Source organism: Massilia sp. Bi118, assembly GCF_918697865.1.
Classification (GTDB): Bacteria; Pseudomonadota; Gammaproteobacteria; order Burkholderiales; family Burkholderiaceae_D; genus Telluria.
Genome location: NZ_CAKKMV010000009.1, coordinates 71,196 through 97,021 on the forward strand (window position 1 = coordinate 71,196; position 25,826 = coordinate 97,021).

The 25,826-nt window shown below is 65.8% G+C and carries 22 protein-coding genes; 10 read left to right on the forward strand and 12 right to left on the reverse strand.

Annotated elements, in window-relative coordinates:
• Nucleotides 1-95: 95 nt before the first annotated feature.
• The 9 genes from bioB to LQV39_RS14795 all read right to left on the reverse strand — a co-directional run bounded on the left by bioB (nt 96) and on the right by LQV39_RS14795 (nt 10,479).
• Nucleotides 96-1,169 carry a biotin synthase BioB gene (gene bioB / locus LQV39_RS14755; protein ID WP_374199433.1) on the reverse strand — a complete coding sequence of 358 codons (1,074 nt, stop codon included), beginning with the start codon at nt 1,167-1,169 and terminating at the stop codon, nt 96-98.
• Nucleotides 1,148-1,972: a dethiobiotin synthase gene (gene bioD / locus LQV39_RS14760; RefSeq protein ID WP_374199434.1), complete on the reverse strand. Its 825-nt coding sequence runs from the start codon at nt 1,970-1,972 to the stop codon at nt 1,148-1,150. Before bioD ends, bioB begins: the two co-directional genes overlap by 22 nt.
• Nucleotides 1,969-3,174, reverse strand: a complete 1,206-nt coding sequence (gene bioF, locus LQV39_RS14765; RefSeq protein WP_230026889.1) for an 8-amino-7-oxononanoate synthase — start codon at nt 3,172-3,174, stop codon at nt 1,969-1,971. The genes bioD and bioF overlap by 4 nt, the downstream gene beginning before the upstream one ends.
• A complete protein-coding gene (bioA, locus tag LQV39_RS14770) occupies nt 3,171-4,520 on the reverse strand; it encodes an adenosylmethionine--8-amino-7-oxononanoate transaminase (protein WP_230026890.1) in 1,350 nt (449 codons plus the stop codon). Before bioA ends, bioF begins: the two co-directional genes overlap by 4 nt.
• Before the next feature lie 5 nt (nt 4,521-4,525).
• Nucleotides 4,526-5,314, reverse strand: a complete 789-nt coding sequence (locus LQV39_RS14775; RefSeq protein ID WP_230026891.1) for an enoyl-CoA hydratase/isomerase family protein — start codon at nt 5,312-5,314, stop codon at nt 4,526-4,528.
• 2 nt (nt 5,315-5,316) lie between these two features.
• Nucleotides 5,317-6,924 carry a carboxyl transferase domain-containing protein gene (locus LQV39_RS14780; protein WP_230026892.1) on the reverse strand — a complete coding sequence of 536 codons (1,608 nt, stop codon included), beginning with the start codon at nt 6,922-6,924 and terminating at the stop codon, nt 5,317-5,319.
• A gap of 17 nt (nt 6,925-6,941) precedes the next feature.
• Nucleotides 6,942-7,394 carry a YchJ family protein gene (locus LQV39_RS14785; RefSeq protein WP_230026893.1) on the reverse strand — a complete coding sequence of 151 codons (453 nt, stop codon included), beginning with the start codon at nt 7,392-7,394 and terminating at the stop codon, nt 6,942-6,944.
• Nucleotides 7,395-7,786: 392 nt separating this feature from the next.
• On the reverse strand, nt 7,787-9,016 hold the full coding sequence (locus LQV39_RS14790) for a D-amino acid dehydrogenase (RefSeq protein ID WP_230026894.1): 1,230 nt from the start codon (nt 9,014-9,016) through the stop codon (nt 7,787-7,789).
• A 95-nt stretch (nt 9,017-9,111) separates the two neighbouring features.
• Nucleotides 9,112-10,479 carry a serine hydrolase gene (locus LQV39_RS14795; protein WP_230026895.1) on the reverse strand — a complete coding sequence of 456 codons (1,368 nt, stop codon included), beginning with the start codon at nt 10,477-10,479 and terminating at the stop codon, nt 9,112-9,114.
• Between the two features lie 155 nt (nt 10,480-10,634).
• Here LQV39_RS14795 and murQ point away from each other — a divergent pair, with 155 nt between their 5' ends.
• The 9 genes from murQ (at nt 10,635) to LQV39_RS14840 (ending at nt 20,335) form a co-directional block, all read left to right on the forward strand.
• Nucleotides 10,635-11,516 (forward strand): N-acetylmuramic acid 6-phosphate etherase, encoded by an 882-nt coding sequence (murQ, locus tag LQV39_RS14800; protein WP_230026896.1) that lies wholly within the window; start codon nt 10,635-10,637, stop codon nt 11,514-11,516.
• Nucleotides 11,517-11,578: 62 nt separating this feature from the next.
• Nucleotides 11,579-12,844: an MFS transporter gene (locus tag LQV39_RS14805; protein ID WP_230026897.1), complete on the forward strand. Its 1,266-nt coding sequence runs from the start codon at nt 11,579-11,581 to the stop codon at nt 12,842-12,844.
• Between the two features lie 155 nt (nt 12,845-12,999).
• Nucleotides 13,000-14,142 carry an acyltransferase family protein gene (locus LQV39_RS14810; RefSeq protein ID WP_230026898.1) on the forward strand — a complete coding sequence of 381 codons (1,143 nt, stop codon included), beginning with the start codon at nt 13,000-13,002 and terminating at the stop codon, nt 14,140-14,142.
• 16 nt (nt 14,143-14,158) lie between these two features.
• Entirely contained in the window at nt 14,159-15,769 is a 1,611-nt protein-coding gene (locus tag LQV39_RS14815) for a glycoside hydrolase family 10 protein (protein WP_230026899.1), read from the forward strand.
• Nucleotides 15,770-16,021: 252 nt separating this feature from the next.
• Nucleotides 16,022-16,957 carry an N-acetylglucosamine kinase gene (locus LQV39_RS14820; RefSeq protein ID WP_230026900.1) on the forward strand — a complete coding sequence of 312 codons (936 nt, stop codon included), beginning with the start codon at nt 16,022-16,024 and terminating at the stop codon, nt 16,955-16,957.
• 37 nt (nt 16,958-16,994) lie between these two features.
• Nucleotides 16,995-17,921, forward strand: coding sequence for an N-acetylmuramoyl-L-alanine amidase (locus LQV39_RS14825; protein WP_230026901.1), 927 nt, complete (start codon nt 16,995-16,997; stop codon nt 17,919-17,921).
• A gap of 59 nt (nt 17,922-17,980) precedes the next feature.
• Nucleotides 17,981-18,886 (forward strand): LysR family transcriptional regulator, encoded by a 906-nt coding sequence (locus tag LQV39_RS14830; RefSeq protein WP_230026902.1) that lies wholly within the window; start codon nt 17,981-17,983, stop codon nt 18,884-18,886.
• Nucleotides 18,883-19,506 carry a M15 family metallopeptidase gene (locus tag LQV39_RS14835; RefSeq protein WP_230026903.1) on the forward strand — a complete coding sequence of 208 codons (624 nt, stop codon included), beginning with the start codon at nt 18,883-18,885 and terminating at the stop codon, nt 19,504-19,506. The genes LQV39_RS14830 and LQV39_RS14835 overlap by 4 nt, the downstream gene beginning before the upstream one ends.
• A gap of 100 nt (nt 19,507-19,606) precedes the next feature.
• Nucleotides 19,607-20,335, forward strand: coding sequence for a hypothetical protein (locus tag LQV39_RS14840; RefSeq protein WP_230026904.1), 729 nt, complete (start codon nt 19,607-19,609; stop codon nt 20,333-20,335).
• Between the two features lie 6 nt (nt 20,336-20,341).
• On the opposite strand, the gene LQV39_RS14845 is transcribed toward LQV39_RS14840, so the two are convergent.
• From LQV39_RS14845 to LQV39_RS14855, 3 genes are read right to left on the reverse strand one after another with little or no spacing between them, the layout of a single operon-like run.
• A complete protein-coding gene (locus tag LQV39_RS14845) occupies nt 20,342-20,902 on the reverse strand; it encodes a GNAT family N-acetyltransferase (protein WP_230026905.1) in 561 nt (186 codons plus the stop codon).
• Complete coding sequence (gene dacB / locus LQV39_RS14850) at nt 20,899-22,578, reverse strand: D-alanyl-D-alanine carboxypeptidase/D-alanyl-D-alanine-endopeptidase (RefSeq protein WP_230026906.1); 1,680 nt, start codon at nt 22,576-22,578, stop codon at nt 20,899-20,901. Before dacB ends, LQV39_RS14845 begins: the two co-directional genes overlap by 4 nt.
• A 19-nt stretch (nt 22,579-22,597) precedes the next feature.
• The gene (locus LQV39_RS14855) at nt 22,598-23,836 is read right to left on the reverse strand and encodes a nucleoside recognition domain-containing protein (protein ID WP_230026907.1); all 1,239 of its coding nucleotides are present in this window, start codon (nt 23,834-23,836) and stop codon (nt 22,598-22,600) included.
• Nucleotides 23,837-23,991: 155 nt separating this feature from the next.
• Here LQV39_RS14855 and LQV39_RS14860 point away from each other — a divergent pair, with 155 nt between their 5' ends.
• On the forward strand, nt 23,992-25,779 hold the full coding sequence (locus LQV39_RS14860) for an ABC transporter substrate-binding protein (RefSeq protein ID WP_374199435.1): 1,788 nt from the start codon (nt 23,992-23,994) through the stop codon (nt 25,777-25,779).
• Nucleotides 25,780-25,826 lie beyond the last annotated feature (47 nt).

Consider the following 25,826-nt stretch of genomic DNA (forward strand, 5'->3'; position numbering starts at 1 on the left):
ACGTCGTCCCCGCGCAGGCGGGGATCCAAGTTCTGTCGGCGTTTCGACTGCTCATGCAAACTTGGGTCCCCGCCTGCGCGGGGACGACGGGGGTTTTAACAACCGCAACTTTCCTTCTGCACCGACTCCAGCATCGCCGAGCGCGTCTTCAAACCCAGCTTCTCCAGCAGCGCACGGTCATCGTTCGCTTCCGGGTTATCGGTGGTCAGCAGCTTGTCGCCGTAGAAGATGGAATTCGCGCCGGCCATGAAGCACATCGCCTGCACCGCTTCGCCCAGCTCGCGCCGGCCAGCGGATAAACGCACGCGCGCCTTCGGCATGGTGATGCGGGCGACGGCGATGGTGCGCACGAATTCGATCGGGTCCAGCGGCGGCAAGCCGTGCAGCGGCGTGCCTTCGACCTGCACCAGGTGGTTGATCGGCACCGATTCCGGATACGGGTTCATGTTGGCCAGCTGGGCGATCAGGCCGGCGCGCTGCGAGCGGGTCTCGCCCATGCCGACGATGCCGCCGCAGCAGATTTTTAAACCCGCATTACGCACGCGGCCCAGGGTGTCCAGGCGGTCGTTGTATTCGCGGGTCGAGATCACGTCGCCATAGAAATCCGGCGAGGTGTCGATGTTGTGGTTGTAGTAGTCCAGGCCCGCGTTCTTGAGCTGCTCGGCCTGGCCTGCTTCCAGCATGCCGAGGGTGGCGCAGGTTTCCATGCCCAGCGCCTTCACGCCGCGCACCATGGCTTCGACCTTTTCCATGTCGCGCTCTTTCGGGCTGCGCCAGGCGGCGCCCATGCAGAAGCGGGTCGCACCCTTGGACTTGGCTTCGGCGGCTGCCGCCAGCACGGTGTCCAGTTCGAGGATCTTCTTGGCTTCGACGCCGGTGTCGTAGCGCGCCGCCTGCGGGCAGTAGCCGCAGTCTTCTTCGCAGCCGCCGGTCTTGATCGACAGCAGGGTGGCCAGTTCGACGTCGCCGTCGGGGAAGTTGGCGCGGTGGGCCTGCTGGGCGCGGAACATCAACTCCGGCAGCGGCAGCTCGAACAGGGCCAGCACGTCGGCCAGCGGCCAGGTGGCGTCCTTCGGCAGCGAGGCCGGGGTCGCGGGCGGGTGGAGGGTGACGACTTGGGTCATGTTTGCATCCTTGTTTTGGTGTTTCAGGAACGCGCGGACGGCCATCCCGGCACGCCCGCGAGCTCGATATAGGCCGCTGCATCGGCGGCCGATGGTTGGTCCAGGCGCGGCACGCGGCCCAGCAGGGGCGCGGGCATGCGCTGTTCGAGTGCGGCCACGTTCTCGTCGGCGAAGCGCATGTCGGGGTCGACCTGGTTGGCGACCCAGCCGGCCAGCACCAGGCCGCGCGCGACGATCGCCTCGGCGGTCAGCAGCGCGTGGTTGATGCAGCCGAGGCGCAGGCCGACCACCATGATCACCGGCAGGTTGAGCTGCACGGCCAGGTCGGCGCTGTCGAATTCCTCGGAGAAGGGCACGCAGAAGCCGCCCACGCCTTCGACCACGGTGGCGTCGGAGGCGCCCAGGATCTCGGCATAAGCGGTCAGGATCGGCACCGGCTCGATGCGCACGCCTTCCAGTTCCGCCGCGATGTGCGGGGCGCAGGGTTCGCGCAGCATGAAGGGCGTGGTGATGTGCTGCGGCAGGTGCACGTTGCCGGCGGCGCGCAGCATGGCGGCGTCTTCGTTGTGCAGCTCGCCGTCGCGTTCCTCGGCGCCGGCCGCAATCGGTTTCATGCCGCAGGCGCGCTGGCCGTGCTGCACCAGCTTGTGCAGGATCGCGGCGGAGATCAGGGTCTTGCCGATCTCGGTATCGGTGCCGGTGACGAAGCAGGCGAAGCGGGTCGGCACGCCCTCGGCCGCCAGCGGGGCCGGGATGGCGGCGACAGCGGGTGCGCTGGCCGTCATCGGCTCCGCGTAGCCGACTTCAGGCTGCGCGCCGCCCGGTTGTTCGGGATCGTTGAGGCTCATGCTGCGCTCCTTTCCAGCTGGTGTTCAAATGCATTGAGCGTGGCAGCCAGCCGCGCCACTTCGTCTTCCGTATGTGCGGCGCACAGGGTCACGCGCAGGCGCGCGGTGCCCGGCGCCACGGTCGGCGGACGAATTGCCGGCACCCACAGGCCCTGCTCGTGCAGGCGGCTCGCCACATATAAAGCTTCGTCGTTGCCGCCGATGACGATGGGCTGGATTGCCGTGTGCGACAGCGGGCGCTGCCAGCGTTTCAGTTTCAGTTGGTCGTCGAGCAGCGCAATCAGCCGGTTCAGGTGCGCCCGGCGTGCGGCGCCTTCCTCGCTCTCGATGATGTCCAGGCTGGCCAGCAGCGCATGCGCCAGCGCCGGCGGCGCCGCGGTCGTGTAGATATAGGGGCGGGCGCGCTGGATCATCAGCTCGACCACCGATGCATGGGCCGCGATGAAGGCGCCGCCGACGCCGGCCGCCTTGCCCAGCGTGCCGACGTACACCAGATTCGGCGAGCGCAGACCGAAGTGCTCGAGGGCGCCGCGGCCGTGCGCGCCCAGCACGCCGAAGCCGTGGGCATCGTCGACCACCAGCCAGGCGCCGTGGCGCTCGCACAGGGCCAGCAATGCCGGCAGTGGCGCCAGGTCGCCATCCATGCTGAACACGCTGTCGGTGACGACGATTTTTGCACTTGCATTGCTGGCGATGAGTTGCGCTTCCAGCGCCGCCACGTCGCCGTGCGGGTAGACCGTGACGCCGGCCCGCGCCAGGCGGGCGCCGTCGATCAGGGACGCATGGTTCAGCGCCTCCGAGAAGATCATCGCGCTCGGATCGCTGCCCAGCGCGGTCAGCACGGCCAGGTTGGCCATGTAGCCGGTGCAGAAGTAGAGCGCGCGCGCATCGACCAGGTGCGGCGCCTCGAAGGCAGCCAGGCGCTCTTCCAGCAGCGCGTGCGCGCGGCTGTGGCCCGACACCAGGTGCGAGGCGCCGCTGCCGGCGCCGTACAGTTCCGCGCCTTCGCGCAGGGCCGCGACCACGCGCGGGTGCGCGGCCAGGCCCAGGTAGTCGTTGCTGCAGAAGGCCAGCATGGGGCGGCCGTCCACCAGCTGGCGCGGCGCCGTGGGCGAGTCGGCGGTACGGCGGCGGCGCGTCAGGCTTTGCGCCGCCAGCGTGTCCAGCTGGCGCTCGATGCCGGCGATCAGGTCCTGGGTCATTCTGCAATCACCTTTTCGAACACGGTGCGGGTGCGCGCGGCCAGCCCGACGATCTCTTCCTCATCCAGCACATATGGCGGCATCAGGTAGACCGTGCGGCCGATCGGCCGCAGCAGCAGTTCGTTCTCGACCGCGCTGGTGAAGAAGCGGCGCGCGAAGGTCGACGCACGCTTCGCATCCGGCTCGACGGCGTCGAAGGCCAGGATCATGCCGCGCTGGCGGAAATTGGTGACGCGCTCGTGCTCGAGCAGCGGCGCCATTTCCAGCATCAGGCGGGTGGCCGTTTCGCGGTTTTTCACCAGCACGTCGTCGTCGCGGAAGATCTGCAGGGTCGCCAGCGCCGCGCGGCAGGCCAGGGCGTTGCCGGTGTAGGAGTGCGAGTGCAGGAAGCCGCGCGTGATGTCTTCGCTGTAGAAGGCTTCGTAGATTTTATCGGTGCTGAGCACCAGCGATAGCGGTAAATAGCCGCCGCTGATCCCCTTCGACAGGCACAGGAAGTCCGGCCAGATGGCGGCCTGTTCGCAGGCGAAGAAAGTGCCGGTGCGGCCGCAGCCGACCGCGATCTCGTCGGCGATCAGGTGCACGTGGTGCTTGTCGCACAGCTCGCGCAGGCGCTGCAGGTAAAGCGGGTCGTGCATCGCCATCCCGGTCGCGCACTGCACCAGCGGTTCGACGATGATGGCGGCGATGCTCTCCCCGCTCTCTTCGAACAGCTGCTCGACATCCTTGATCGCACGGCGCGCCACGTCCTGGCTTGATTCGCCATCGACGGCGTTGCGGGCGTCGGGCGAAGCCACGGTGCGGGCGGCGCGCAGCAGCGGGCCGTAGGCATCCTTGAACAGGGCGACGTCGGTGACGGCCAGCGCGCCGATGGTCTCGCCGTGGTAGGAACCCTGCAGGCAGACGAATTCCTGCTTGTTCGGGTAGCCGGCGTTGCGCCAGTAGTGAAAACTCATCTTCAGCGCGATTTCCACCGCCGATGCGCCATCGGACGCATAGAAGGCGTGGCCGAGCGCGTGGCCGGTCAGCGCGGCCAGCTGCTCGGACAGTTCGACCACCGGCTCGTGCGTGAAGCCCGCCAGCATCGCGTGTTCGAGCGTATCCAGCTGCTGCTTGAGCGCCGCGTTGATGCGCGGGTTGGCGTGGCCGAACAGGTTGACCCACCACGAGCTGATGCCGTCCAGGTAGCGCCGGCCTTCATGGTCATACAGCCACGGGCCTTTGCCGTGGCTGACGGCGATCAGCGGCACCTCTTCGTGGTGCTGCATCTGCGTGCATGGGTGCCAGACGCTGCGCAGGCTGCGCGCGATCCAGTCGGAAGAGCTGTGGTGTGTCGGGTGATTCAAGATTCTTATTCCAGCCAGGCGGGTTTGCGCTTTTCGAGGAAGGACGCGACCCCTTCGCGTCCCTCGGCGGATGCACGGATCGCCGCGATGCGCCCGGCCGTATCGGCCAGCAGCACATCGTCGATCGGCAGCCCGGCGATGTCGCGCACCAGCTTCTTCGCTTCGCGCACGGCATTCGGACTGTTGTTCACCAGGGCCTTGACGATGCCGGCCACGGTGGCGTCGAGTTCCTCCGCCGGGACGACTTCGTGGGCCATGCCCAGGCGTTTCGCTTCCTGCGCGCTAAAACGCTCGGCGCTGAGGAAGTAGCGGCGCGAGGCCTGGTCGCCCATCGCCTTGATGACGTAGGGAGAAATCGTCGCCGGGATCAGGCCCAATTTGACTTCGGACAGGCAGAAGTTGACGCCGTCCGCGGCCACCACGATGTCGCAGGCGGCCACCAGCCCCATGCCGCCGGCGTAGCAGTCGCCCTGCACTTTCGCCACCACGGGCTTCGGGCTGAAGTAGATGGTGCGCAGCATGTCGGCCAGGCGCAGGGCGTCGGCTTCGTTCTCCTCGTGCGAGTAGCCGGCCATCTTCTTCATCCAGTTCAGGTCCGCGCCGGCGCAGAAGGCCGGGCCGTTCGCGGCCAGCACGATGGCGCGCACGTCCGCATCCTGGCTGACTTCATCGAAGGCCATCGTCAGGTCGGCGATGGCGGTTTCGTTGAAGGCGTTGCGCACGTCCGGGCGGTTCAGGGTGATGGTTGCGACCTTGTTGGCAACGCTAATTTCTAAAGTATCGTAGCTGTCCATGATTACATCCTGAATACGCCGAACTTCGTGTCTTCGATCGGGGCGTTGAGCGCCGCGGACAGGCCCAGGCCCAGCACCATGCGCGTGTCGGCCGGATCGATGACGCCGTCGTCCCACAGGCGTGCGCTGGCAAAGTAGGGGTGGCCCTGGTGCTCGTACTGGTCCTTGATCGGCTGCTTGAACGCGGCTTCTTCTTCCGGCGACCACTGGCCGCCCTTGGCTTCGATGCCGTCGCGTTTTACTGTCGCCAGTACCGATGCCGCCTGGTCGCCGCCCATCACCGAGATGCGCGCGTTCGGCCACATCCACAGGAAGCGCGGCGAGAAGGCGCGGCCGCACATGCCGTAGTTGCCGGCGCCGAAGGAGCCGCCGATGATCACGGTGAACTTCGGTACGGATGCGGTGGCGACCGCGGTCACCATCTTGGCGCCGTTGCGGGCGATGCCCTCGTTCTCGTACTTGCGGCCGACCATGAAGCCGGTGATATTTTGCAGGAACACCAGCGGGATCTTGCGCTGGCAGCACAGCTCGATGAAGTGGGTGCCTTTCAGCGCCGACTCCGAGAACAGGATGCCGTTGTTGGCGATGATCCCGACCTTCATGCCGAAGATGTGGGCGAAGCCGCAGACGAGGGTGGTGCCGTAGCGCGCCTTGAATTCGTCGAACTCGCTGCCGTCGACGATGCGGGCGATCACCTCGCGCACGTCGAAGGGTTTGCGGGTATCGACCGGGATCACGCCGTACAGTTCTTCCGGCGCGTACTTCGGCTCCTGGGTTTCACGCAGCGCGCCCTGTTGCGGCTTGCTGCGGTTCAGGTTCGAGACGATGGTGCGCGCCAGCGACAGCGCGTGCGTATCGTTCTGGGCCAGGTGGTCGGCCACGCCCGAGAGGCGGGTGTGGACGTCGCCGCCGCCCAGGTCTTCGGCGCTCACGACTTCGCCGGTCGCGGCCTTCACCAGCGGTGGACCGCCCAGGAAGATGGTGCCCTGTTCCTTGACGATGATGGACTCGTCGCTCATCGCCGGCACGTAGGCGCCGCCGGCGGTGCAGGAGCCCATCACCACCGCGATCTGCGGGATGCCCTTGGCGGACAGGTTCGCCTGGTTGTAGAAGATGCGGCCGAAGTGGTCGCGGTCCGGGAAGACATCGTCCTGGTTCGGCAGGTTGGCGCCGCCCGAGTCGACCAGGTAGATGCAGGGCAGCTTGTTCTGCTCGGCGATCTCCTGGGCGCGCAGGTGCTTCTTGACCGTCATCGGGTAATAGGTGCCGCCCTTGACGGTGGCATCGTTACAGACGATCACGCACTCCTGGCCGGCCACGCGGCCGATGCCGGTGATGATGCCGGCGCTGGGGGCCGCATTGTCATACATCTCGTAGGCCGCCAGCTGGGACAGTTCCAGGAAGGGCGTGCCCGGATCGAGCAGCATCTGCACGCGGTCGCGCGGCAGCAGCTTGCCGCGGGCGACGTGTTTCGCGCTGGCCGCTTCGCCGCCGCCACGGGCGACAGCGGCGACTTTGGCGCGCAGGTCGTCCACCACGGCTTGCATGGCCGCGGCATTGGCCTTGAAATCCTCGCCGCGCGGGTTGAGCTTTGTTTCGATCTGGGGCATCGCGTCTCCTGCGTATTCTATTTAGTACCTTGCTCGGGGAAGCTGCCGTCCACATAGAACCAGCGCGGCACACCGCCGGGCGCTTCGGGTTCGCGCACGAAGTGACTGATCTCGTGCAGGCGCTGGCCGCGGCCATTGACCCTGAAGCGGGCGACGAATTCGACGGTGTCCTGGTCTGTCTGTTCCGGCAGATCTGCTTTACGTTGACGTAAACGTAAAGCAGATTTTATCTCAAGTCCGAGCCATTGAATCTTTTCATTTTTGTCGATGATGGGATCGCTTGGGCGGGTACTCGGGTGCCAGGTGGCGCGCAGGTAGTCTTCGACCCCTATCACATAGGCCGTGTAGCGCGAACGCATCAGCTTCTCGGCCGTGGGCGGCAGCTCTGCGCCGGCAATATACGGGCCGCAGCAGCGCAGGACGGGCAAGGTGCTGCCGCAGGGGCAGCCGGATTTCGGTGGGGTAGACATGGCGGCAATTATCCGCCATTTCAGAGGCTCAGGTGAAAGGGTGTGCCTGTTCGGAATTTCCGAGAAGACAGCATATTGGACGCCGTTGCCGCATCTTCGGCCATCTTTTGCCGAAAATAAATTCAACCGTCCCGAAAAAAATTCGGGGTCAGAGCACTTTTCGGCGCTAATTCGGGGTCAGAGCACATTTCCCGTTTTGCGCGTAATCGGAAGATTTGTGACTGCCAAGCACAAATCCGCAGCACTGTCGCTGTTATTCAACGTGCCCAGGCCAGTTTCATCGACGTTGAATGCCGCAGAGTAATTGCCCAAAAAAGGGCTCTGACCCCGAATTAGCAGAGAAAAGTGCTCTGACCCCGAATTAATCCCGAATTTAAGGGCTCAGCGCAGGCTCAGGCCTTCGAGCGTGAAGGGTGGGCTTTGCCTTGCACCAAGTCGGCCAGCACGGTGGCGGTGCCGCAGGCGAAGGTGAAGCCGAGGGGGCCGTGGCCGATGTTCAGCCACAGGTTCGAATAGGGCGAGCGGCCGACGATGGGGGCGCTGTTCGGGGTGGCGGGGCGCAGGCCGGCCCAGGGGATGACGTTGTTGTAGTCGGCCGCGTTGGGCATGGTTTCGCGCACCTGGCGCGTCAGGCTGGCCAGGCGGCGCGCGTCCAGGCTCAGGTCTTCGCCCATCATGTCGACCATGGCTGCCACGCGCAGATTGCCGCCGATGCGTGCGTACAACACTTTGCGCTCGAAATCGGTGACGCTGATCTCCGGCGCCACGTCTTCCGGCCGGATCGGCGCCGTCAGGCTGTAGCCCTTCAGTGGGTAGATCGGCAGCGAGATGCCGGCGCTCTTGCCCAGCGCGCGGCTTTGCATGCCGGCCGCCAGCACGTAGGCGTCGGCTTTGACCAGGCCGGTGCTGGTCTGCAGGCCGGTGATCTTGTCGCCGGCCGTGACGAAGCTCTGGGCGTCCGCATGCAGGAAGCCGTTGAAGCGCGGATGCGCGGCAATGCGCTCGGCCAGGCTCACGCAGAAGGCGTAGCAGTCGGCCACGGCTTCGCCGCCGTTGTAGATGCCGCCTTCCAGCTTGTCTTCGACGGCGGCCAGCGCCGGCTCATGGGCCACGCAGTCGGCCGCGCTCCAGACCTGGGTCGTGCCGGAAGATTCCATTTTGGAAGTCGCCGCTTCGAAGGCCTTGCGGGTACGGTAGACCACCAGCTTGCCGGATTCGCGCCACTGGAAGGATGCCGGCGGCACCACCGGCTCGAGCTGGACCATCGCGCGGCGCGACAGTTCGCCCAGCTGCAGCAGTTTATTCGTGGTCTTGCGGTTGGCGTCGGCGCGGCAGTTGGCCAGGAAGGACGCCAGCCAGGTCCATTGGTGCAGGTCGACCTGGGGCTTGAAGCGCAGCGGGCCGTACTCCTGGAACATCCATTGCAAGGCTTTCAGCGGTACGCCGACGTCGGCCAGCGGCGAGACGTAGCGGTAGCTCAGCTGGCCGCCATTGCTGAAGCTGGTGCCGGTGCCCACTTGTGGTGCACGTTCGAGCAGCGTGACCTTGTGGCCCGCCTCGAGCAGCCACCAGGCCGAGGTCAGGCCGACAACACCCCCGCCGATCACGATTATTTCTTGCATCCGCGCACACTATTTTTATTCGACAATACGTGAAAGCTTAGGGGCTGACCCTTGCTTTCGCTAATGAATGTAGCGCGGGCAGGCATAACCGCCAGTCATGCACGCACCAGGATGGCGCGGCGATGCATCGCCGTGAGGATCTGTTCCTGGAAACGGGCCAGCGAGGAATAGGCGCCCTTGTAGGCCAGCGGGTCGGTCGACGTGCCGCCCACCAGCGCGACCATGCCGTTGCGGTTCTTCAAATCCGCGGCAAACACGGACATCAAACCGTAGGCGTCGCCCAGGTGGCCAACCGCCGCAAAACCGCCGCCCTCGACCAGGCGGGTGCGGGTGGCGGGATCGTCCGGGAACTGCTCGTTGCCCAGGCCCCAGCAATTGAACAGGCCGTCGAGACTGTCGCCGTTGCCGCCTTTACCATCGTAGGTCCACTGGCGCGCGAACATGCGGTCCAGGGTCGCCTTCTGCAAGATACGTTGTCCTTCGTGCACGCCGCCGTTCATCAGCATCTGCATGATGACCCCCATGTCGTGGGCCGAGATGCGCATGCCGCCGGTCGGGCTGAACGGCGTGGCGTTCGCGCCGATCACGTAGCGCTCGATGCCGGGCGCCGGCGCCGGCGGGGAGCGAGAGTAGTCGTCGGCCTGGGCGATCCAGGGTCCGTTCGCGTCCCACACCTCGGTGTCGACGGTGCGCTTGCGGTACAAGGTCGCGATGTTGGCGACGTCGCTGGCCGGCAGTTCGGACGGGTTGTAGCCGGCGTGCAGGCCCAGCGGCTCGACCAGCAGGCGCCGCATCAGACGGTCGAAGCGTTCGCTAGTGACACGTTCCATGATGGTGCCGATCACGCCCCAGCCGAGATTGCAGTACGTGAAATAGGCGCCCGGGCCGGCGTTCGCCGCCCACATCTTGCCTTCGCCATGCAGGCGGCTGCCGGGGACCAGCACGTCTTTCAAGGCGACGTCCGTGCCCCACGAATAGCCGGCTTCGTCGCGCAGGGACGACGTATGCGTTAACAGGTGCCGCAGGACGATGGGCTGGTCCGGGAAATGCGGATTGCGCAGGCTGAAGCCGAGATACGTCGAGACGTCGGCATCGAGATCGACCTTGCCCGCCTCGACCAAACGCATCAAGCCGAGGGTGGTCATCATCTTCGAGATCGAGGCGATGCGGAACAGGGTGTGCGAATCGACCGGTTTACTGGCGACGCCGCCGGCGCCGATAAAACGCTGGCCGAACTGGGCTTCATAAGCAATGCGGCCGTCGCGGATCGCCAGCACCGACAGGCTGGCCAGTTCGCAGGCGGGATTCGCGACGATGGCCGCCAGTTCCTGGTCGAGCTTCGCCTTCAGCGCGACAGGCATGGCGGAAGACGATGCACGGCCGGACGCGGGTGTGGCCGCCCTCAGCGGATCGATCATGCCCAATAAAGCCATTCCCAACAGCGTGCGCCTGCCCTGGTTCATCGCGTCCCCTTCTCATTGTCTTTATCATGACCAGCATACGGAGTCGGCGTGCGCCATGCCAATGAATAGGCCGAAGCTGTGCATAACTTTTCGTAATGATAACGGCCGATCCTTTCATGGCAGGCTGTTGTGATTGGTATTACACTGGTTTTATTATGCTGAACACCGAAACCCCCGCCTCGCAACACGCTTCCCTGGATCAATATCCCACCACCGAGCTGGTGAATGTGCTGGTCGATGACCAGTTCAAGGCCGTGGAGGCGGTACGCGCCGCCGCGCCGCGCATCGCCGCTGCCGTGACGGCCGCCTTGCCGCGCATGGAAGCGGGTGGACGCCTGATCTACGTCGGCGCCGGTACCTCCGGCCGCCTGGGCGTGCTGGACAGCGTCGAACTGTATCCCACCTTCTCCTGGCCGCACGGCCGCGCGGTGGCGCTGCTGGCCGGCGGCACCGACGCCATGTTCGTCGCCGTCGAAGGCGCCGAGGACGACATAGCCCAGGGCGCGGCCGACCTGCAGAGCGTGAACGTGAGCAAGGACGACGTGGTGCTGTGTATCGCGGCATCGGGCGGCACGCCTTATGTGCTGGGCGCCCTGCGCGCGGCGCGCGCCGCCGGCGCCCTGACCGTCGGCTTCGCCAATAATCCGGATGCGCCGGTCGCCACCGAGGCCGAAATCGGCGTCACCCTGGACACCGGCCCGGAAGCGATTTCGGGCAGCACCCGCCTGAAGGCCGGCACCTCGCAGAAGATCGCGCTGAACGCCTTCTCGAGCGCCCTGATGGTGCGTTTGAACAAGGTTTATGGCAACCTGATGGTAGACTTGAAGGCAACCAACGCCAAGCTGGTGCGCCGGGCGATTCGCCTGACCACCTTCGCGACGGGCGCCGACGACGAATCGGCGCGCCAGGTGCTGGAGCAGTGCGGCTTCCACGTCAAGGTTGCGATCGTGGCCTTGTCCAAGAAAATCCAGGTCGAACAGGCGCGCGCCTTGCTGGACAGCGCCAACGGCAGCGTGCGCGAAGCTCTCGCCAGCTGACGCGGTTCCGCTGAACCCCAGCGGCGCATGCGCCGCGCCTGGCCTGGGATCACGAAAGAGTTATGCAGACATCGCAAGCAAAGAACCCGTGGCTGTGGGTGCCCTCCCTGTACTTCGGCCAGGCGATCCCCTACATCGTCGCCAACAACCTGTCGGTCGTCATGTACAAGGACATGGGGATCTCCAACACCGACATCGCCTTCTACACCAGCCTGCTCTACCTGCCCTGGGTGATCAAGCCGCTCTGGTCGCCGCTGGTCGACATGTTCGGCTCCAAGCGCGGCTGGACGGTCTCGCTGCAGCTGCTGCTGGCCGCCGGCCTGGGCGCCGTCGGGGCGACACTGCATTTGCCTACCTTCTTCACCGTCAGCCTGGCCGTCATGTGGATCATGGCCTTCGCGTCCGCCACCCACGACATCTCGGCCGACGGCTTTTACATGCTGGGCATGCGCCCGCAGCAGCAGGCGGCTTACGTGGGCGTGCGCTCGACCTTCTATCGGCTGGCGACATTGGCGGGGCAGGGGCCGCTGGTGATCCTGGCCGGCACACTGGCGGTGTCCCTGAACGACGTGCACCAGGCCTGGGCCATCGTGTTCTTCGTCCTCGCCGGCCTGTTTTTCGCGCTGTTCGCCTGGCACCAGGCGGTGCTGCCGCGGCCCGAGGCCGACCGCCCGGCGGCGGAAGGGACCAACCCGCTGCGCGCCTTCCTGGCCACCTTCGGCAGCTTCTTCGGCAAGCGCGACATCTGGCTGATCCTTGGTTTTATCCTGACCTTCCGCCTCGGCGAATCGCAGCTGCTGAAACTGGTCGCCCCCTTCCTCAAAGACCCGGTCGAGAAGGGGGGCCTGGGCCTGACGACCGCGCAATACGGCACCGCCTACGGCACCATCGGCATCATCGCGCTCACCATCGGCGGCCTGGCCGGCGGCTGGCTGATCTCGCGCTGGGGCTTGAAGCGCTGCCTATGGCTGATGGTGGCCGCGGTGCACCTGCCGGACCTGGTGTTCGTCTATTTGTCCTCGACCCAGCCGCAGAACTTCGGCGTCATTTCCGGCTTCCTGGCGATCGAGCAGTTCGGCTACGGCTTCGGCTTCACCGCCATGCTGATGTACATGATCATGGTCTGCGAGGGCCCGTATAAAACCGCGCACTACGCGATCTGCACCGGCCTGATGGCGCTGGGGATGATGGTGCCGGGCATGTGGAGCGGGAAGCTGCAGGAGATGCTGGGCTACCAGCATTTCTTTGTGTGGGTGTGCGTGGCGACGATTCCGGCGTTTGTGATGGCGGGGTTGGTGAGGATTGATCCGGAATTCGGGAAGAAGTAAGGCCTGCGGCCGTAAAACGTCGTCCCCGCGCAGGCGGGGATCCAAGTTTTGCTTGCGTTTCGACTGCGCGTGCAACTTGGATTCCCGCCTGCGCGGGAATGACGGTTTCACGGCCGCGGGTGTAAACAACAATAACAAAAGGGAGACACACCAAGATGCGCGACACAAGCAGCCGCCTGGCTTCGCTCGACGCCTTCCGCGGCTTCACGATCGCCGCGATGGTGCTGGTGAATAACCCGGGCGACTGGGGCAAGCTCTACTCCCAGCTCGAACACGCGAAGTGGAATGGCTGGACCTTCACCGACTGCATCTTCCCCTTCTTCCTCTTCATCGGCGGCGTCGCGATGGCGCTGTCGCTGGGTCGCCTGGCTGCTCTAGGTGCCGACAAGCCCAAGCTGCTGGCCAAGCTGGCCAAGCGCGCCGCGCTGATCTTCCTGATCGGCTTCCTGCTCAACTTCATGCCATATTTCAATGTCGAGAAGGTGCGCATTCCCGGGGTGCTGCAGCGGATCGCGCTGTGCACGCTGCTGGCCGCGCCCATCGTCGTCTACTGCGGCTGGCGCATGCAGCTGGCCATCATCGCCGCGCTGCTGACCCTGTACAGCGTGCTGATGCTGCTGGTGCCGGTGCCCGGCATCGGCGCCGGGGTCTTGGCCCCGGGACAGGACTTCGGCGCCTGGATCGACCGTTCCCTGCTGGGCAAGCACCTGTGGGTGCAGAGTAAAACCTGGGATCCGGAAGGGCTGGTGTCGACCCTGCCGGCCCTGTGCAGCCAGCTGTTCGGCGTGCTGGCCGGGCGCTGGCTGGCGACGAACATCAACCGTACCGAGCAGACCGTCTGGATGCTGCTGGCCGGCCTGTTGTGCGTCTGGATCGGCGTGATCCTGGATACCATCTTGATGCCAATTAACAAGAGCCTGTGGACCCCGTCCTATTGCTTCCTGATGACGGGCTGGGCCTTGGTCGTGTTTTCCGCCTTCTACTGGCTGCTGGACGTGAACCCCTACGCCGGCGTGCGCGAGCTTGCTGCGCGCTGGAGCAAGCCCTTCATCATCTATGGCATGAATGCGCTGTTCATCTTCGCGCTGTCGGGTTTCCTGGCCAAGATGTTCGGCTTTATCAAATTCACCCAGCCGGACGGCAGCCTGCGTTCGCTGGGCAAGACCCTGTATGCGCCGATTGCCGCGCTGCCGATCGGGCCCGTGAACACCTCGCTGCTGCACGCAGTGCTGTTCAATGCCCTGATGTTCGCGGTGGCCTGGGCCATGTGGCGCAAGAAGTGGTTCGTCAAAGTCTAAGAAAAGAGGAGTAAAGGTGCAAGCTAATCAACAACGACGCGCGTTCGCGCTTGCGGGAGTCGCCGGCGCGCTGGCGCTGAGCGGGCTGTTCTCGGCCTGTACCACGACCCCGGGCGCGGGCAAGATCGCCACGGCCGGCGCCGGCGATGGCGAGACGCCGCCGCCCGCGCCGCGCGAATTCCGCGCCGTCTGGGTCTCGACCGTCGCCAACATCGACTGGCCCAGCAAGCAGAACCTGAACGCCGCCCAGCAGCAGGCGGAAGCGATCGCCATCCTCGACCGCGCCAAGGCGATGAACCTGAACGCCATCGTGCTGCAGGTACGCCCCTCGGCCGACGCCATCTACGCATCAAAGATCGAACCGTGGTCGGAGTACCTGACCGGCGCCCAGGGCAAGCCGCCGCAGCCCTGGTACGACCCGCTGAAATTCTGGGTCACGCAGGCGCACGCACGCGGGCTCGAGCTGCATGCCTGGTTCAATCCTTATCGCGCACGCCACAACATCGCCAGGTCGCCGGCGGCGCCGAATCACATTACCCGCACCAACCCGGCCGCCGTCAAAACCTACGGCAAGTTCGAATGGATGGACCCGGGCGAGGAATCCGCCGTCAAGCAGACCCTGGACGTGGTGATGGACGTGGTGCGCCGCTATGACATCGACGGCGTGCACATCGACGATTATTTTTATCCCTACCCGATCGAGGCGCCCAATGCGACGGCCGGCAACGAGACCGCGCTGACCGGCAAGGCCGGCAAGACGGAACTCGACTTCCCGGACGAGCCTTCCTGGAAGCGCTACCTGGCCCAGGGGGGCAAGCTGGACCGCGCATCCTGGCGCCGCCAGAACGTGAACCACCTGATCCAGGCCATGTACGAGGGCATCCACAAGGAGAAGAGCTGGGTGCGCTTCGGCATCAGCCCCTTCGGCCTGGGCCGCCCGGACCGCCGCCCGCCCGGCATCACCGGTTTCTCGCAGTACGACAAGCTGTACGCGGACGCCGAGACCTGGCTGCAGAACGGCTGGCTCGACTACTTCACGCCCCAGCTCTACTGGTCGCTCAAGCAGCCGGGCCAGGCCTATGACCAGCTGCTCGACTACTGGATCGGCCAGAACACCATGGGCCGCCACATCTGGCCGGGCCTGTACACCAGCCGCATCGGCATCGCGCCGCCGGCCAAGGATTGCCCGCCGCAGGAGATCATCGACCAGATCGCCGTTACGCGCTCGCGTCCGACGGCGGGCGGCCACGTCCACTTCAGCATGGTCGCGCTGATGGAGAACCGCAAGGGCATCGCCGACCAACTGAAGACCATCTCCTACGCGACCCCGGCGCTGGTGCCTTCGACGCCCTGGCTGGGCAAGGCGGTGCCGGAAGCGCCTTCGGTGGCGGCCACGCGCAAGGGCAATGCCGTGCGCCTGAAGCTGGCGGCGGGCCGGGCGAACACCTTGTATGCGGTGTGGTCGCGCTTTGGCGGGCAGTGGAAGTTTACGGTGGTGCCGGCGGGGGTGAGCGAGTGGCTGGTGGCCGACGATGCGACCCTGGGGGCGGCGGACCTGGTGGTGGTGAGTGGGATTGACCGGCTGGGTAACGAGAGTGCGCGGGTGAAGGCCTGGAAGAAGTCCTGACCGTTAGCTTTCGATCCGTCATGCCGGGCATTGCCCGACCTGACTTCCCGCGAAAGCGGGAATCCATGCTGAGTGCCCGAAGTCGGTATGTCGATGACACTGCAGTATTTCCGATGTACTGAATTCTGTTGTTCAGTATGGGTTCCCGCCTTCGTGGGAACGACGGCGGGGCGTCATAACCTTTAGTCATGCGCATACGCCCCCCTTTCATTCGCGTGCGCGCACCCTAGAGGCGTACACTTCGCTTCGACCATGATCCAACCCGAATCTCCCTCCACCCCTGCGCTCGGTCTCGGCATCGACGCCGGCGGCACCCAGACCCGCTGGGCGCTGGCTGCGCCCGGCGGCGGCATCCTCGCCGAGGGCAAGGTGGCGGGCTTGTCCGCTCTGCAGATGGGCACGCCGCACGGCCGCGAAACCGTGCACGCCACCTTTGCCGAGCTGGCCGCGACCGTGCTGCCGCACGGCGTGCCGGCGCGTGTGCAGGCCGGCCTGACCGGCTTCGGCGGCGACAGCGAACAGCTGCAGCGCTGGCTGGCCGAGCTGCTGCACATGGAGGCGGCCGATATCCACTTCTGCAGCGATATGGAAATCGCCTACCGCGCCAGCTTCGCGCCGGGTGAGGGCTACCTGGTCTACGCCGGCACCGGCTCGATCGGCGCCTTCATCGACCGCGACGGTACCTTCCACCGTGCCGGCGGCCGCGGCGTGGTGCTGGACGATGGCGGCGGCGGCTTCTGGATCGCGAAAGAGGCGCTGCGCCACATCTGGCGCCTCGAGGACGAGCGTCCCGGCGCCTGGCGCGCCTCGAAGATGGCGCAGGCCGTATTCGACTACGTCGGCGGCGATGACTGGGCATACTCGCGCCAGTTCATCTACGGCCAGGAACGCGGCGCCGTCGGCAAGCTGGCGCTGGCCGTGGCCGCCACCGCCGACCAGGACCCGGCCGCCGGCGCCATCCTGCGCAATGCCGGCCGCGAACTGGCGCGCCTGGCGCGGGCATTGATCAGCCGCTTCGGGCCGCGGCCGGTGGCGGTGTCGGGCCGCGCCGCCGAGTTGCACCCGTCCATCGTCGCGGCGATGCGCGACCTGCTGCCGGCCGGACTGGAATTCAGCCAGACCTCGGGCGGCGCCCATTACGCGGCGGCGCGCATGGCGGTCGAGCTGCCTTCCACCCCTGCGGCATAATCATCAATACCAAACACTCGACGAGACCCAAGCACCCATGAAGACCCTTGCCGCCACCCTCCTGATCGCCCTGCTGGCAGGCTGCGCCACCGGCCCGCAATACGACAAGACCTATACGGCCAAGGGCCAGAGCTCGCGCGCCCGCTTCCTGGTGCTGCATTACACCGTCGGCGACCGCGCGTCTTCGCTGAAGACCCTGACCGAGGCGCAGGTGAGCGCCCACTACATGGTCACCGACGATCCCAAGCCGGTCATCTACAACCTGGTCGACGAGAAGAATGCCGCCTGGCATGCCGGCAATTCGAGCTGGAAGAACTATACCCAGCTGAACAACAGTTCGATCGGCATCGAGATCGTCAACTCGGGCTGGAAGGACACCCCGAACGGCCGCGTCTACGCGCCTTTCCCGCAATCGCAGATCGACGCCATCATTCCGCTGGTGCGCGACATCGTCACACGCCACCACATCACGCCGGAGAACGTGCTCGGCCACAGCGACATCGCCCCGCTGCGCAAGCAGGACCCGGGTCCGATGTTCCCGTGGAAGCAGTTCGCCGACGCCGGCCTGGTCGTGTGGCCGGACGCCGCCCGCGTCGCCCTCGTGACGCCGATCTTCCAGACCCAGCTGCCGGACGTGGCCTGGTACCAGAAGAAGCTGGCCACCTGGGGCTATGGCCTGGTCCAGTCCGGCAACCTGGACGAGCAGACCCGCACCGTGCTGTCGGCTTTCCAGATGAAATACCGTCCTGCCAACATCGACGGCATGCCGGACGTCGAGACAGCGGCCCTGCTGGAAGCGCTGACCAACCCGGCCGGCCCGCTGCCGCCGGTACCGGTGCCGCCGCCCGTCATCGGCGTGCCGGGCGTGCCGCCGGTGGAGCCGGTTCCGGCTCCGGTAGCGGCCCCAGCCGTGGTCGATCCGACTGCCGTTCCCGCAACACCGCCTGTAAAAGACCAGCATTGATGCTTTCCGGCAGCGCCACTTTTACGTATCCTTCTCGTTCTACTTGAAGGAATAGAGCGATGCGCCTGCGCCATATCGAAGTTTTCCACGCCATCATGCAGGTCGGCACCATCAGCGGTGCCGCCCAGGTTCTCCACATCTCGCAGCCGGCCGTGACCAAGGTGCTGCAGCATGCCGAGCTGCAGCTGGGCATGCCGCTGTTCGAACGCGTGCGCGGCAAGCTGTATCCGAAGCCGGAAGCGCACCGCCTGTTCGCCGAGACCGAGAAATTGAACCGCGACCTGCAGGGCATCCGCCGCCTTGCCGCCAGCCTGAAAAACCGCGCCGGCGAGACCGTGCGCCTGATCTCGACGCCGACCATCGCCATCAGCGTGCTGCCGGCCGCGCTGACAATGTGGCGCCGCGATTTTTCCCAGACCCGGTGCGAACTGGCGACCTTCCACACCAGCGAGATCGTGAACGCGCTGCGCCTGGGCGAGGCCGACCTGGCGCTGTCGCTGCAGGACCCGCGCCATCCCGGCATCGAAGCCGAGCCGATCGCTGCGGGCAACCTGATGGTGATGGCGCCCAAGGGCACCTGGTCCGAGGAAGAATGCCGCGAACCGATCACGCCGAGCGGCCTCAAAGGAGAATTGATCGGCCTCGCCGACCGCGATCCGCTCGGCGAGATGGTGGTCGCCGCCTGCGAAGCCCAGGACGTGCATCCCGTGTTCCACACCGTGGTGCAGACCTACCAGATCGCCCGCTCGCTGGTCGAAGCGGGCGCCGGCAGCGCGGTGCTCGATCCGTTTACGGCGGCATCCGCGGCGCGCGACAAGGTGCAATGCCGCCAGTGGGCGCCGGCGATCCCGGTCCAGCTCTACCTGCTGACGGCGAGCCACGCGCCGCTGTCGCATGGCGCGCGCGAGCTGGCCAACTGCATCGGCGCGACCGCGCGCGCATTGTTAGATAAAGGAAGTTCATGAGTATTACGGGTCCCTTGATGGTCGCCAGCGAAGACATCGCCGGCGATCCCGAGTTCCGTCACCTCTCCACCATCGCCGGCATCGCCGTCGACCTGCGTTACGCCACCCCGAACAACTTCATCGGCCGCGACCTGTATTCGCCCTACGACTGCGCCTGGCTGCACGTCGATGCCGCCGCCGCGCTGGAGCGGGTAGTGGCCTGGTTGCATGCAAAGCGCCCCGGCTGCACCGCCCTGATCCTGGACGCCCTGCGCCCGCAGCGCGTGCAGCAGCAGCTGTGGGACGCGCTGGAGGGCACCGGCCTGCAGATGTACCTCGCGAATCCGGAGCGCGGCTCGATCCACTCCTACGGCATGGCGCTCGACATCACCATCCTCGACGAAGACGGCCGCGAGCTCGATATGGGCACCGGCTTCGACGACATGACCGAACTCTCGCACCCGAAGCTGGAAGAAGGCTTTTTGCAGACCGGCGCCCTCACCGAAGCGCAGGTCGCGAACCGCCATCTGCTGCGCGAAGCGATGTTCCAGGCCGGCTTCGTCGGCATCAATACCGAGTGGTGGCACTTCGATTGCGGCGACCGCAACCTGGTGCGCCAGACCTTCCGCCGCGTACTCTGATACCTAAAGGTTCCCGCGCACGCTTGAGCCAACTCATGCGTTCTGCATGAGCGAGCGCGAAAATCGTAGCCTTCGATACATCCAATAACAGGGAGGCGCGATGAGAAGATTGAATATGGCATGCGCGGTGGCCGCCGTGACGGCAGCCATGCTGGCAGGATGCAGCACCGCAGACGGCAGCAACCCGCTGGCCTCGCGCAGCACGACGGTGGAGTACTACCGCGTATTCGATATCAAGACCGAGGTGCCCGCGCAGACGGTCGCCAGGGCGGCCACCGACGGCATCAACCGCAACGTCAAGGATGCGGTGGTCGCGACCCCGCCCGGGGTCGAGGCGACCGATCTGCCCGGCCATTTCAAGATCGCCGACCCGACCAGCGCGCCGCCGGGAGAGCCGGTGGCCAAGGGCCCCAGCTGCGACGGCGCTTCCTGGACCGCCAAGGCCACGCCACGCGTGCGCGGCACCGAGGACATGAACCTGGTCGCCTGCCTGTTCCCGTATAAAAACGGCTACCACCTCGACATGTACGCCGTCTTCACCAAGCCCGAAGGCGGCATCATGCAATGGCCGCGGCGCCTGGGCAGCGTCTTCCTGGGCACGCCGGAAAAATTCACCGAGTCGACGATGATGGACGTGGTGCGCGCGATCCGCGAGGGCACCGGCGCCAACGTCTCGCTGGTGGAGGCGAAACCGAACCTGGCCGGCACGCCCTGGATGGAACCGGGCACGAACGCGCAGGCCAGCACGGCGACCGGTTCAGCCACAACGCCGACTGCCGCGCAGCCGGGTAGTGCGCCCGGCGCGGCGAAGCCGAGTTCGGTGCCGTAATAAGGCTTATTGCCTGAGCTGCAGCTGCATGGTTTGCTCGAGCAGTGGCGAGCCCGGACGGATCGGCTCGGGCGTGCCGACATTGCCGAAACCCTTGCGCAGGTAGAGCTGGATCGCCGCCTGGTTGTCGACTACGACGCCCAGCTGGACGAGGCGGGCGCCGATGGAGCGCGCCCAGGCCAGCGCTTCGTCCACCAGGGCGGCAGCCACGCCGCGGCCGCGCGCTTCCGGCGCGACCCACATCTGGAACAGGTTGACGATGCCGGCGTCCTTGGCGTCGCACTTGGCCCAGAGCAGGCCGAGCAGGGCGCCGTCCGGGCCGGCGGATTCCGCCACCAGCGGGCAGTCGCGGCTGGAAACCTCGGCGGCGGTCAGGCGCGCCATCCAGAGTTCCTGCGCCCAGGCTTCCTCGGCGGCGTAACTGCTGCCGAAGGCCTGGGGTGCGTCGGCCAGCGAGCGCAGGCGCAGGGCGCGGTAGGCCGGCCACTCGCGGGCCGTGAAGCGGCGGATGCGGATGCCGGCGGCGCTGCTGCTCGCGTTGCCGGCGGCGTGTTCCGGGCGGCTCATCGGCCCGCTTCGGCTGGCTGTGCAGGCTGAAGCGGCTGTGCTTGGGGTTGCAGGGCGCCCTGCTGTGGCAGAGGCTGGGGCTGGGCCGGCTGCAGCGGCTGCGCGGGCTGGGCCGGCGGGGTCGCCAGCACGCCTTGCGGGGTCGGCTGCGGTCCTGGCGTGGCCTGGTTCGGCGCCGCCTGTCCCGGCACGGCCAGTACCGGCAGGGCAGGGCCGCCGAGGTGCGCCACCCAGTCGACCAGGCTGTCGACCACGGCGCGGCCGCGGCCGCCGCCCGCCAGGCTGCTGTTGACGAAGGCCACCACCACCAGCGGCTTGCCGGTGGCGTCCGGCACATAGCCGGCCAGGGCGACCACGTTGCTGAGGGTGCCGGTCTTCATGCGCGCGCGGCCGGCCGCCGGGCTGCCGTGCAGGCGGCGCCGCATGGTGCCGTCGACGGCGACGATCGGCATGCTGGACTGGAATTCCGGCGCCCAGGGACTGCGCAGGCCGGCCAGCAGCAGGCCGCCCATCTGCGCCGGGGTGATGCGTTCGGTACGCGACAGGCCGGAGCCGTTTTCCAGCACCAGGCCGGTATCGTCGATGCCGTGGGCGCGCATCCAGTTGCGCACGGCGGCATCGCTGCGCGAGAAAGTCAGCTCGGCGCTGCCCGGCTGCGGGCGGCTGCCCAGCGCCGGGTCGGCTTCGAGCGAACCCAGGCTGAGGAAGACCAGGCGCGCCAGCAGGTTGTCGGAGGGTTTATTGGTGTCGCGGACGATTTCCGGCAGCATGCGCGAGAGGTGCGCGGCCAGCTGGCGCGATCCCGGCGGCGTAGCGCCTTCGATGGTGGTGTCGGAAATGGTTCCGCCCAGGCGTTTCCAGGTCGCGCGGAACAGGCGGTCCACGTATTCCTGGCGGTCGACCACGTTGATCGAATAGCTCTGGTTGCAGTTTTTCGGGAAGGTCCCGTGCAGCATGACCTTGATGCCGCCGTTCTTCTGCGGCAGTGCTTCCGGCAGCTTCCAGCCGCTTTCCCAGTTTTCGCAGTTGGCGTCGATCAGTTTCATGTCGTGCGCGATGGTCACGCCCTGCAGCGCGGGCTGCATCTGCACCTTCAGCTGCGAGCCGGTCGAGCGCAGGTCCAGCTGCAGCATGTTCTTGTTGATCATCGCCGCATCGGGGATGACGTTGTAGTAGGCCTCGGGCGACTCGTCGAAGGGCGGCGCGCCCAGGTCGGCGCGCGCCGGATTGAAGAGCTGGCGGTCGATCACCAGGTGGCCCTGGATCTTGCGGATGCCCTGGTAGCGCAGGCTGCGCAGCATGTTTTCCAGCGCCTCGCCGGACAGGTCGACGTCGGCGCCGCCGCGCAGCACCAGGTCGCCCTTCAGGGTGTCGCCCTGCAGCTCGCCGGTGGTGCGCAGCTCGGTGCGGCCGCGAAACACGGGGCCCAGGGTTTCCAGGCCGACCAGGGTGCTCACCAGCTTCATGGTCGAGGCCGGCTGCATGGGGCGGTCGGCCAGGTGGGACAGCACGGTCTGCTCGTCGCGCAGCACCAGCACGCTGACCGCGTCTTCCGCAATGCCGGTCGTGCGCAGCGCTTGCGCGACCGGTTCCGGCAGCTGGGCGTGGGCAAGCGGGGAAGCGGCGAAGGAAGCGGCGACGGCGGCGGCGAGGGCGAGCGAGCGGAGGCGGAACATGCTGGTCCTTTAGTAAAAATTATCCGAAGAACACGTAGGCCACCGAGATGGCGGCGATGATGCCGGCCAGGTCCGCGATCAGGCCGCAGGAGATGGCGTAACGGGTCTTTTTCACGCCGACCGAACCGAAGTACAGGGCGACGATGTAGAAGGTGGTGTCGGCCGAGCCCTGGAACACGCAGGCCAGGCGTCCGACGAAGGAATCCACGCCATAGGTCTTCATGGCGTCGATCATCATCGCCTTCGAGCCGCTGCCGGATAGCGGCTTCATCAGCGCGGTCGGCAGGGCGGGCGTGAACGCGGTGTCGATGCCCGCCATGCGGATCAGCCATTCCAGGCCTTGCACGATAAAGCCCAGCACGCCGGAATTGCGGATCACGGAAATCGCCACCAGCATGCCGACCAGGTAGGGAATGATGGTCAGCGAGGTCTGGATGCCGCCCTTCGCGCCCTCGATGAAGGCCTCATAGACGTTGACGCCCTTGCGCAGCGCGCCGACGATGAACACGACGATGATGGAGAACAGGATCAGGTTGCTGGCGACCTTGGAAAAGGTCTCGATTTCCGGCTTGCTGAGGAAAGTCGTGATGTACCAGATGAAGGTGACGATCGCGGCCGTCATCCCGCCCAGCCAGCTCAGCACGACGCCGTTGAGCAGGTTGATGCGCTGGCGGATGCTGACGGCGATGATGCCGGTGACGGTGGCGACATAGGTCGCGATCATGCAGGGAATGAAAATGTCCGAGGGATCCTTGGCGCCGAGGATGGCGCGCTGGGCCATGATGGCCAGCGGAATCAGGGTCAGGCCCGAGGTGTGCAGCACCAGGAACATGATCTGGGCGTTGCTGGCCGTGTCCTTTTGCGGGTTCAGGGTCTGCAGGCTTTCCATCGCCTTCAGGCCGAAGGGGGTAGCGGCATTGTCCAGGCCCAGCAGGTTGGCGGAAAAATTCATCACCATGTGGCCGGTGGCCGGGTGATCCTTCGGGACTTCCGGGAAGATGCGCGAGAAGAATGGCGAGATGACTTTCGCCAGCCAGCCGACCGCGCCGGCTTTTTCGCCGATGTTCATGATGCCCAGCCACAGCGTCATCACGCCGGCCAGCGGCAGGGCGATGTCCATCACGCCCATCTTGGCGGAATCGAAGGTGCCGTCGATGATGCGCTTGAAGATTTCGGTATCTCCAAGGAAGATCCACTGGGCCAGCGCCGCGACGAAGCCAACCAGGAAAAAGCCGATCCAGATGTAATTCAGAGCCATGTGATGTCGTTTGTTCCACCAAGCGCGAGCGTGCGCTCGATTGTGCAGCGGAGAGTATAGGCGCAGCGCAAGCTGCCATGATGAAAGAATGCGCCGAGGCTATGTGAAAAAGTTATGTATTGCTTGCCGCTAAGCGCTCGGCCTATGATAGAAGGATGAAATTCCGCACCCTCGCCGCCGCCGCGCTGGCTTATTCCCTGCTGCACCTGCCTGTCCAGTCCGCTCAAGCCGGGGAAGCCAAGGTCCTGCACATGTTCCTGTCGACCAGCGAAGCCGGCCTCGACCCGGCGGTCGGTTCGGACCTGGCCACGCTGTCCTTGCTGGAAAACCTGTTCGATCCCTTGCTGCGCTACGACTACCTGGCGCGGCCCGTGAAACTGCAGGGCAACACGGCGACCGGCCTGCCGACCGTGGAGGATGGCGGCCGCACTTACACCTTCCGCCTCCGTCCCGGCATCCATTTCACGCCGGATCCCGCCTTCAAGGACAAAAAGCGCGAAGTCACTGCCCAGGATTACGTCTACAGCTTCAAGCGCCTGTACGACCCCAGCCTGCACTCGCCCTTCGGTTATATCTTCGACGGCAAATTGCAAGGCGACGAGGCGCTGAAGAAGAATTTCAGCTATGCCACCGAGATCCCCGGCCTGCAGGCGGTCGACCGTTACACCCTGCGCATCCGTTTAAAGGAGCCGGACAATAACTTTTTGTTCTACATGGCGATGCCGGCCGCATCCGTGGTCGCGCGTGAGGTGATGGATGCCTATCCGGGCCAGGCCGGCAACCATCCGGTCGGCACCGGCCCCTTCATGATCGGCGACTGGAAGCACAGCGACCGCATCGTGCTGCTGAAAAATCCGGATTCCAGCGCCGTCTTCCACACCAGCCTGGGCGCCGGCAACGATGCCGGGGACAAGGCGCTGGCCGCCAGTCTCGAGGGCCAGCGCCTGCCGCGCGTGGACCGCGTCGAGGTCAAGATTGCCGAGGAATTCCAGGGCCGCATGCTGGGTTTCCTGAACGGCGAATACGATTACATGGAGCAGGTGCCGGAATCGATGACGGACATGGTCATCCGGGACGGCAAGCTGAAGCCCGAGCTGTCGGCGCGCGGCATGCAGCTGTACCGCTTCCCGGTGCTGCAGACCTACTACATGTGGATGAACATGCAGGACCCGGTGGTCGGCGGCTATGGCAAGGAAAAGGTGGCGCTGCGCCGGGCCATCTCCCTGAGTTATAACAATGCCGAGGATATTGCCCTGCTGAAGAAGGGCTTTGCCATGAAGGCCGATTCGCCGCTGCCATCCGGCGTGCTCGGCTACGACCCGAACTACCACAGCCCCGTGCCCTACGATCCGGCGCTGGCGAACGCGCTGCTCGACCGCTACGGCTACGGCAAGCGCGATGCCGACGGTTTTCGCCGCCAGCCGAACGGCGAGGCGCTGACCCTGGTGATGAGCAGCGAAGCCACCGTCGGCGGCCGCCTGCGCGACGAGCTGTGGAGAAAATGCCTGAACGCGATCGGCCTGCGCGTGGTGTTCAAGTCGGACAAGAAGCCGGAGATCATCAAGGCCTCGCGCCTGGGCAAGGTGCAAATGTTCGAGAGTAATTGGGTGGCCGACTTCCCCGATGGCGACAACTTCTACCAGCTGCTCTACGGGCCCAACGCGGGCCGCGCCAATTACTCCCGCTTCAACCTGCCGGCCTATAACGAACGCTACGAAAAAGCGCATGCGTTGCAGGACGGCCCGGAGCGCCAGAAGCTGTATTTCGAGATGAACCAGCTGATCCACGCCTATAACCCGTGGGTGCCGCTGACCCATGTTTTGTCGGCTGATATTCGTCAACCGTGGCTGAAAAACTACAAACGCCATCCCGTGGAATTCACGCAATGGCGTTATCTCGACCTCGATGTTGCAGAAAGAGCACGCGCTACCCTAGCGAAATGATAGTTTCCGCTAGATTTTCCCTAGCAAAACATTCCCTGTAGTTATAC

What these genes read in the sequence shown, in the direction of transcription:
- LQV39_RS14795 (WP_230026895.1), bottom strand. Translation starts at nt 10,479, where the DNA reads ATGAACCAGGGCAGGCGCACGCTGTTGGGAATGGCTTTATTGGGCATG.
- LQV39_RS14855 (WP_230026907.1), bottom strand. Translation starts at nt 23,836, where the DNA reads ATGGCTCTGAATTACATCTGGATCGGCTTTTTCCTGGTTGGCTTCGTC.
- murQ (WP_230026896.1), top strand. Translation starts at nt 10,635, where the DNA reads ATGCTGAACACCGAAACCCCCGCCTCGCAACACGCTTCCCTGGATCAA.
- LQV39_RS14825 (WP_230026901.1), top strand. Translation starts at nt 16,995, where the DNA reads ATGAAGACCCTTGCCGCCACCCTCCTGATCGCCCTGCTGGCAGGCTGC.
- LQV39_RS14860 (WP_374199435.1), top strand. Translation starts at nt 23,992, where the DNA reads ATGAAATTCCGCACCCTCGCCGCCGCCGCGCTGGCTTATTCCCTGCTG.
- LQV39_RS14830 (WP_230026902.1), top strand. Translation starts at nt 17,981, where the DNA reads ATGCGCCTGCGCCATATCGAAGTTTTCCACGCCATCATGCAGGTCGGC.
- LQV39_RS14775 (WP_230026891.1), bottom strand. Translation starts at nt 5,314, where the DNA reads ATGGACAGCTACGATACTTTAGAAATTAGCGTTGCCAACAAGGTCGCA.
- LQV39_RS14840 (WP_230026904.1), top strand. Translation starts at nt 19,607, where the DNA reads ATGAGAAGATTGAATATGGCATGCGCGGTGGCCGCCGTGACGGCAGCC.
- LQV39_RS14805 (WP_230026897.1), top strand. Translation starts at nt 11,579, where the DNA reads ATGCAGACATCGCAAGCAAAGAACCCGTGGCTGTGGGTGCCCTCCCTG.
- bioB (WP_374199433.1), bottom strand. Translation starts at nt 1,169, where the DNA reads ATGGCCGTCCGCGCGTTCCTGAAACACCAAAACAAGGATGCAAACATG.
- LQV39_RS14845 (WP_230026905.1), bottom strand. Translation starts at nt 20,902, where the DNA reads ATGAGCCGCCCGGAACACGCCGCCGGCAACGCGAGCAGCAGCGCCGCC.
- LQV39_RS14780 (WP_230026892.1), bottom strand. Translation starts at nt 6,924, where the DNA reads ATGCCCCAGATCGAAACAAAGCTCAACCCGCGCGGCGAGGATTTCAAG.
- bioF (WP_230026889.1), bottom strand. Translation starts at nt 3,174, where the DNA reads ATGACCCAGGACCTGATCGCCGGCATCGAGCGCCAGCTGGACACGCTG.
- LQV39_RS14785 (WP_230026893.1), bottom strand. Translation starts at nt 7,394, where the DNA reads ATGTCTACCCCACCGAAATCCGGCTGCCCCTGCGGCAGCACCTTGCCC.
- LQV39_RS14820 (WP_230026900.1), top strand. Translation starts at nt 16,022, where the DNA reads ATGATCCAACCCGAATCTCCCTCCACCCCTGCGCTCGGTCTCGGCATC.
- bioD (WP_374199434.1), bottom strand. Translation starts at nt 1,972, where the DNA reads ATGAGCCTCAACGATCCCGAACAACCGGGCGGCGCGCAGCCTGAAGTC.
- LQV39_RS14810 (WP_230026898.1), top strand. Translation starts at nt 13,000, where the DNA reads ATGCGCGACACAAGCAGCCGCCTGGCTTCGCTCGACGCCTTCCGCGGC.
- LQV39_RS14835 (WP_230026903.1), top strand. Translation starts at nt 18,883, where the DNA reads ATGAGTATTACGGGTCCCTTGATGGTCGCCAGCGAAGACATCGCCGGC.
- dacB (WP_230026906.1), bottom strand. Translation starts at nt 22,578, where the DNA reads ATGTTCCGCCTCCGCTCGCTCGCCCTCGCCGCCGCCGTCGCCGCTTCC.
- LQV39_RS14790 (WP_230026894.1), bottom strand. Translation starts at nt 9,016, where the DNA reads ATGCAAGAAATAATCGTGATCGGCGGGGGTGTTGTCGGCCTGACCTCG.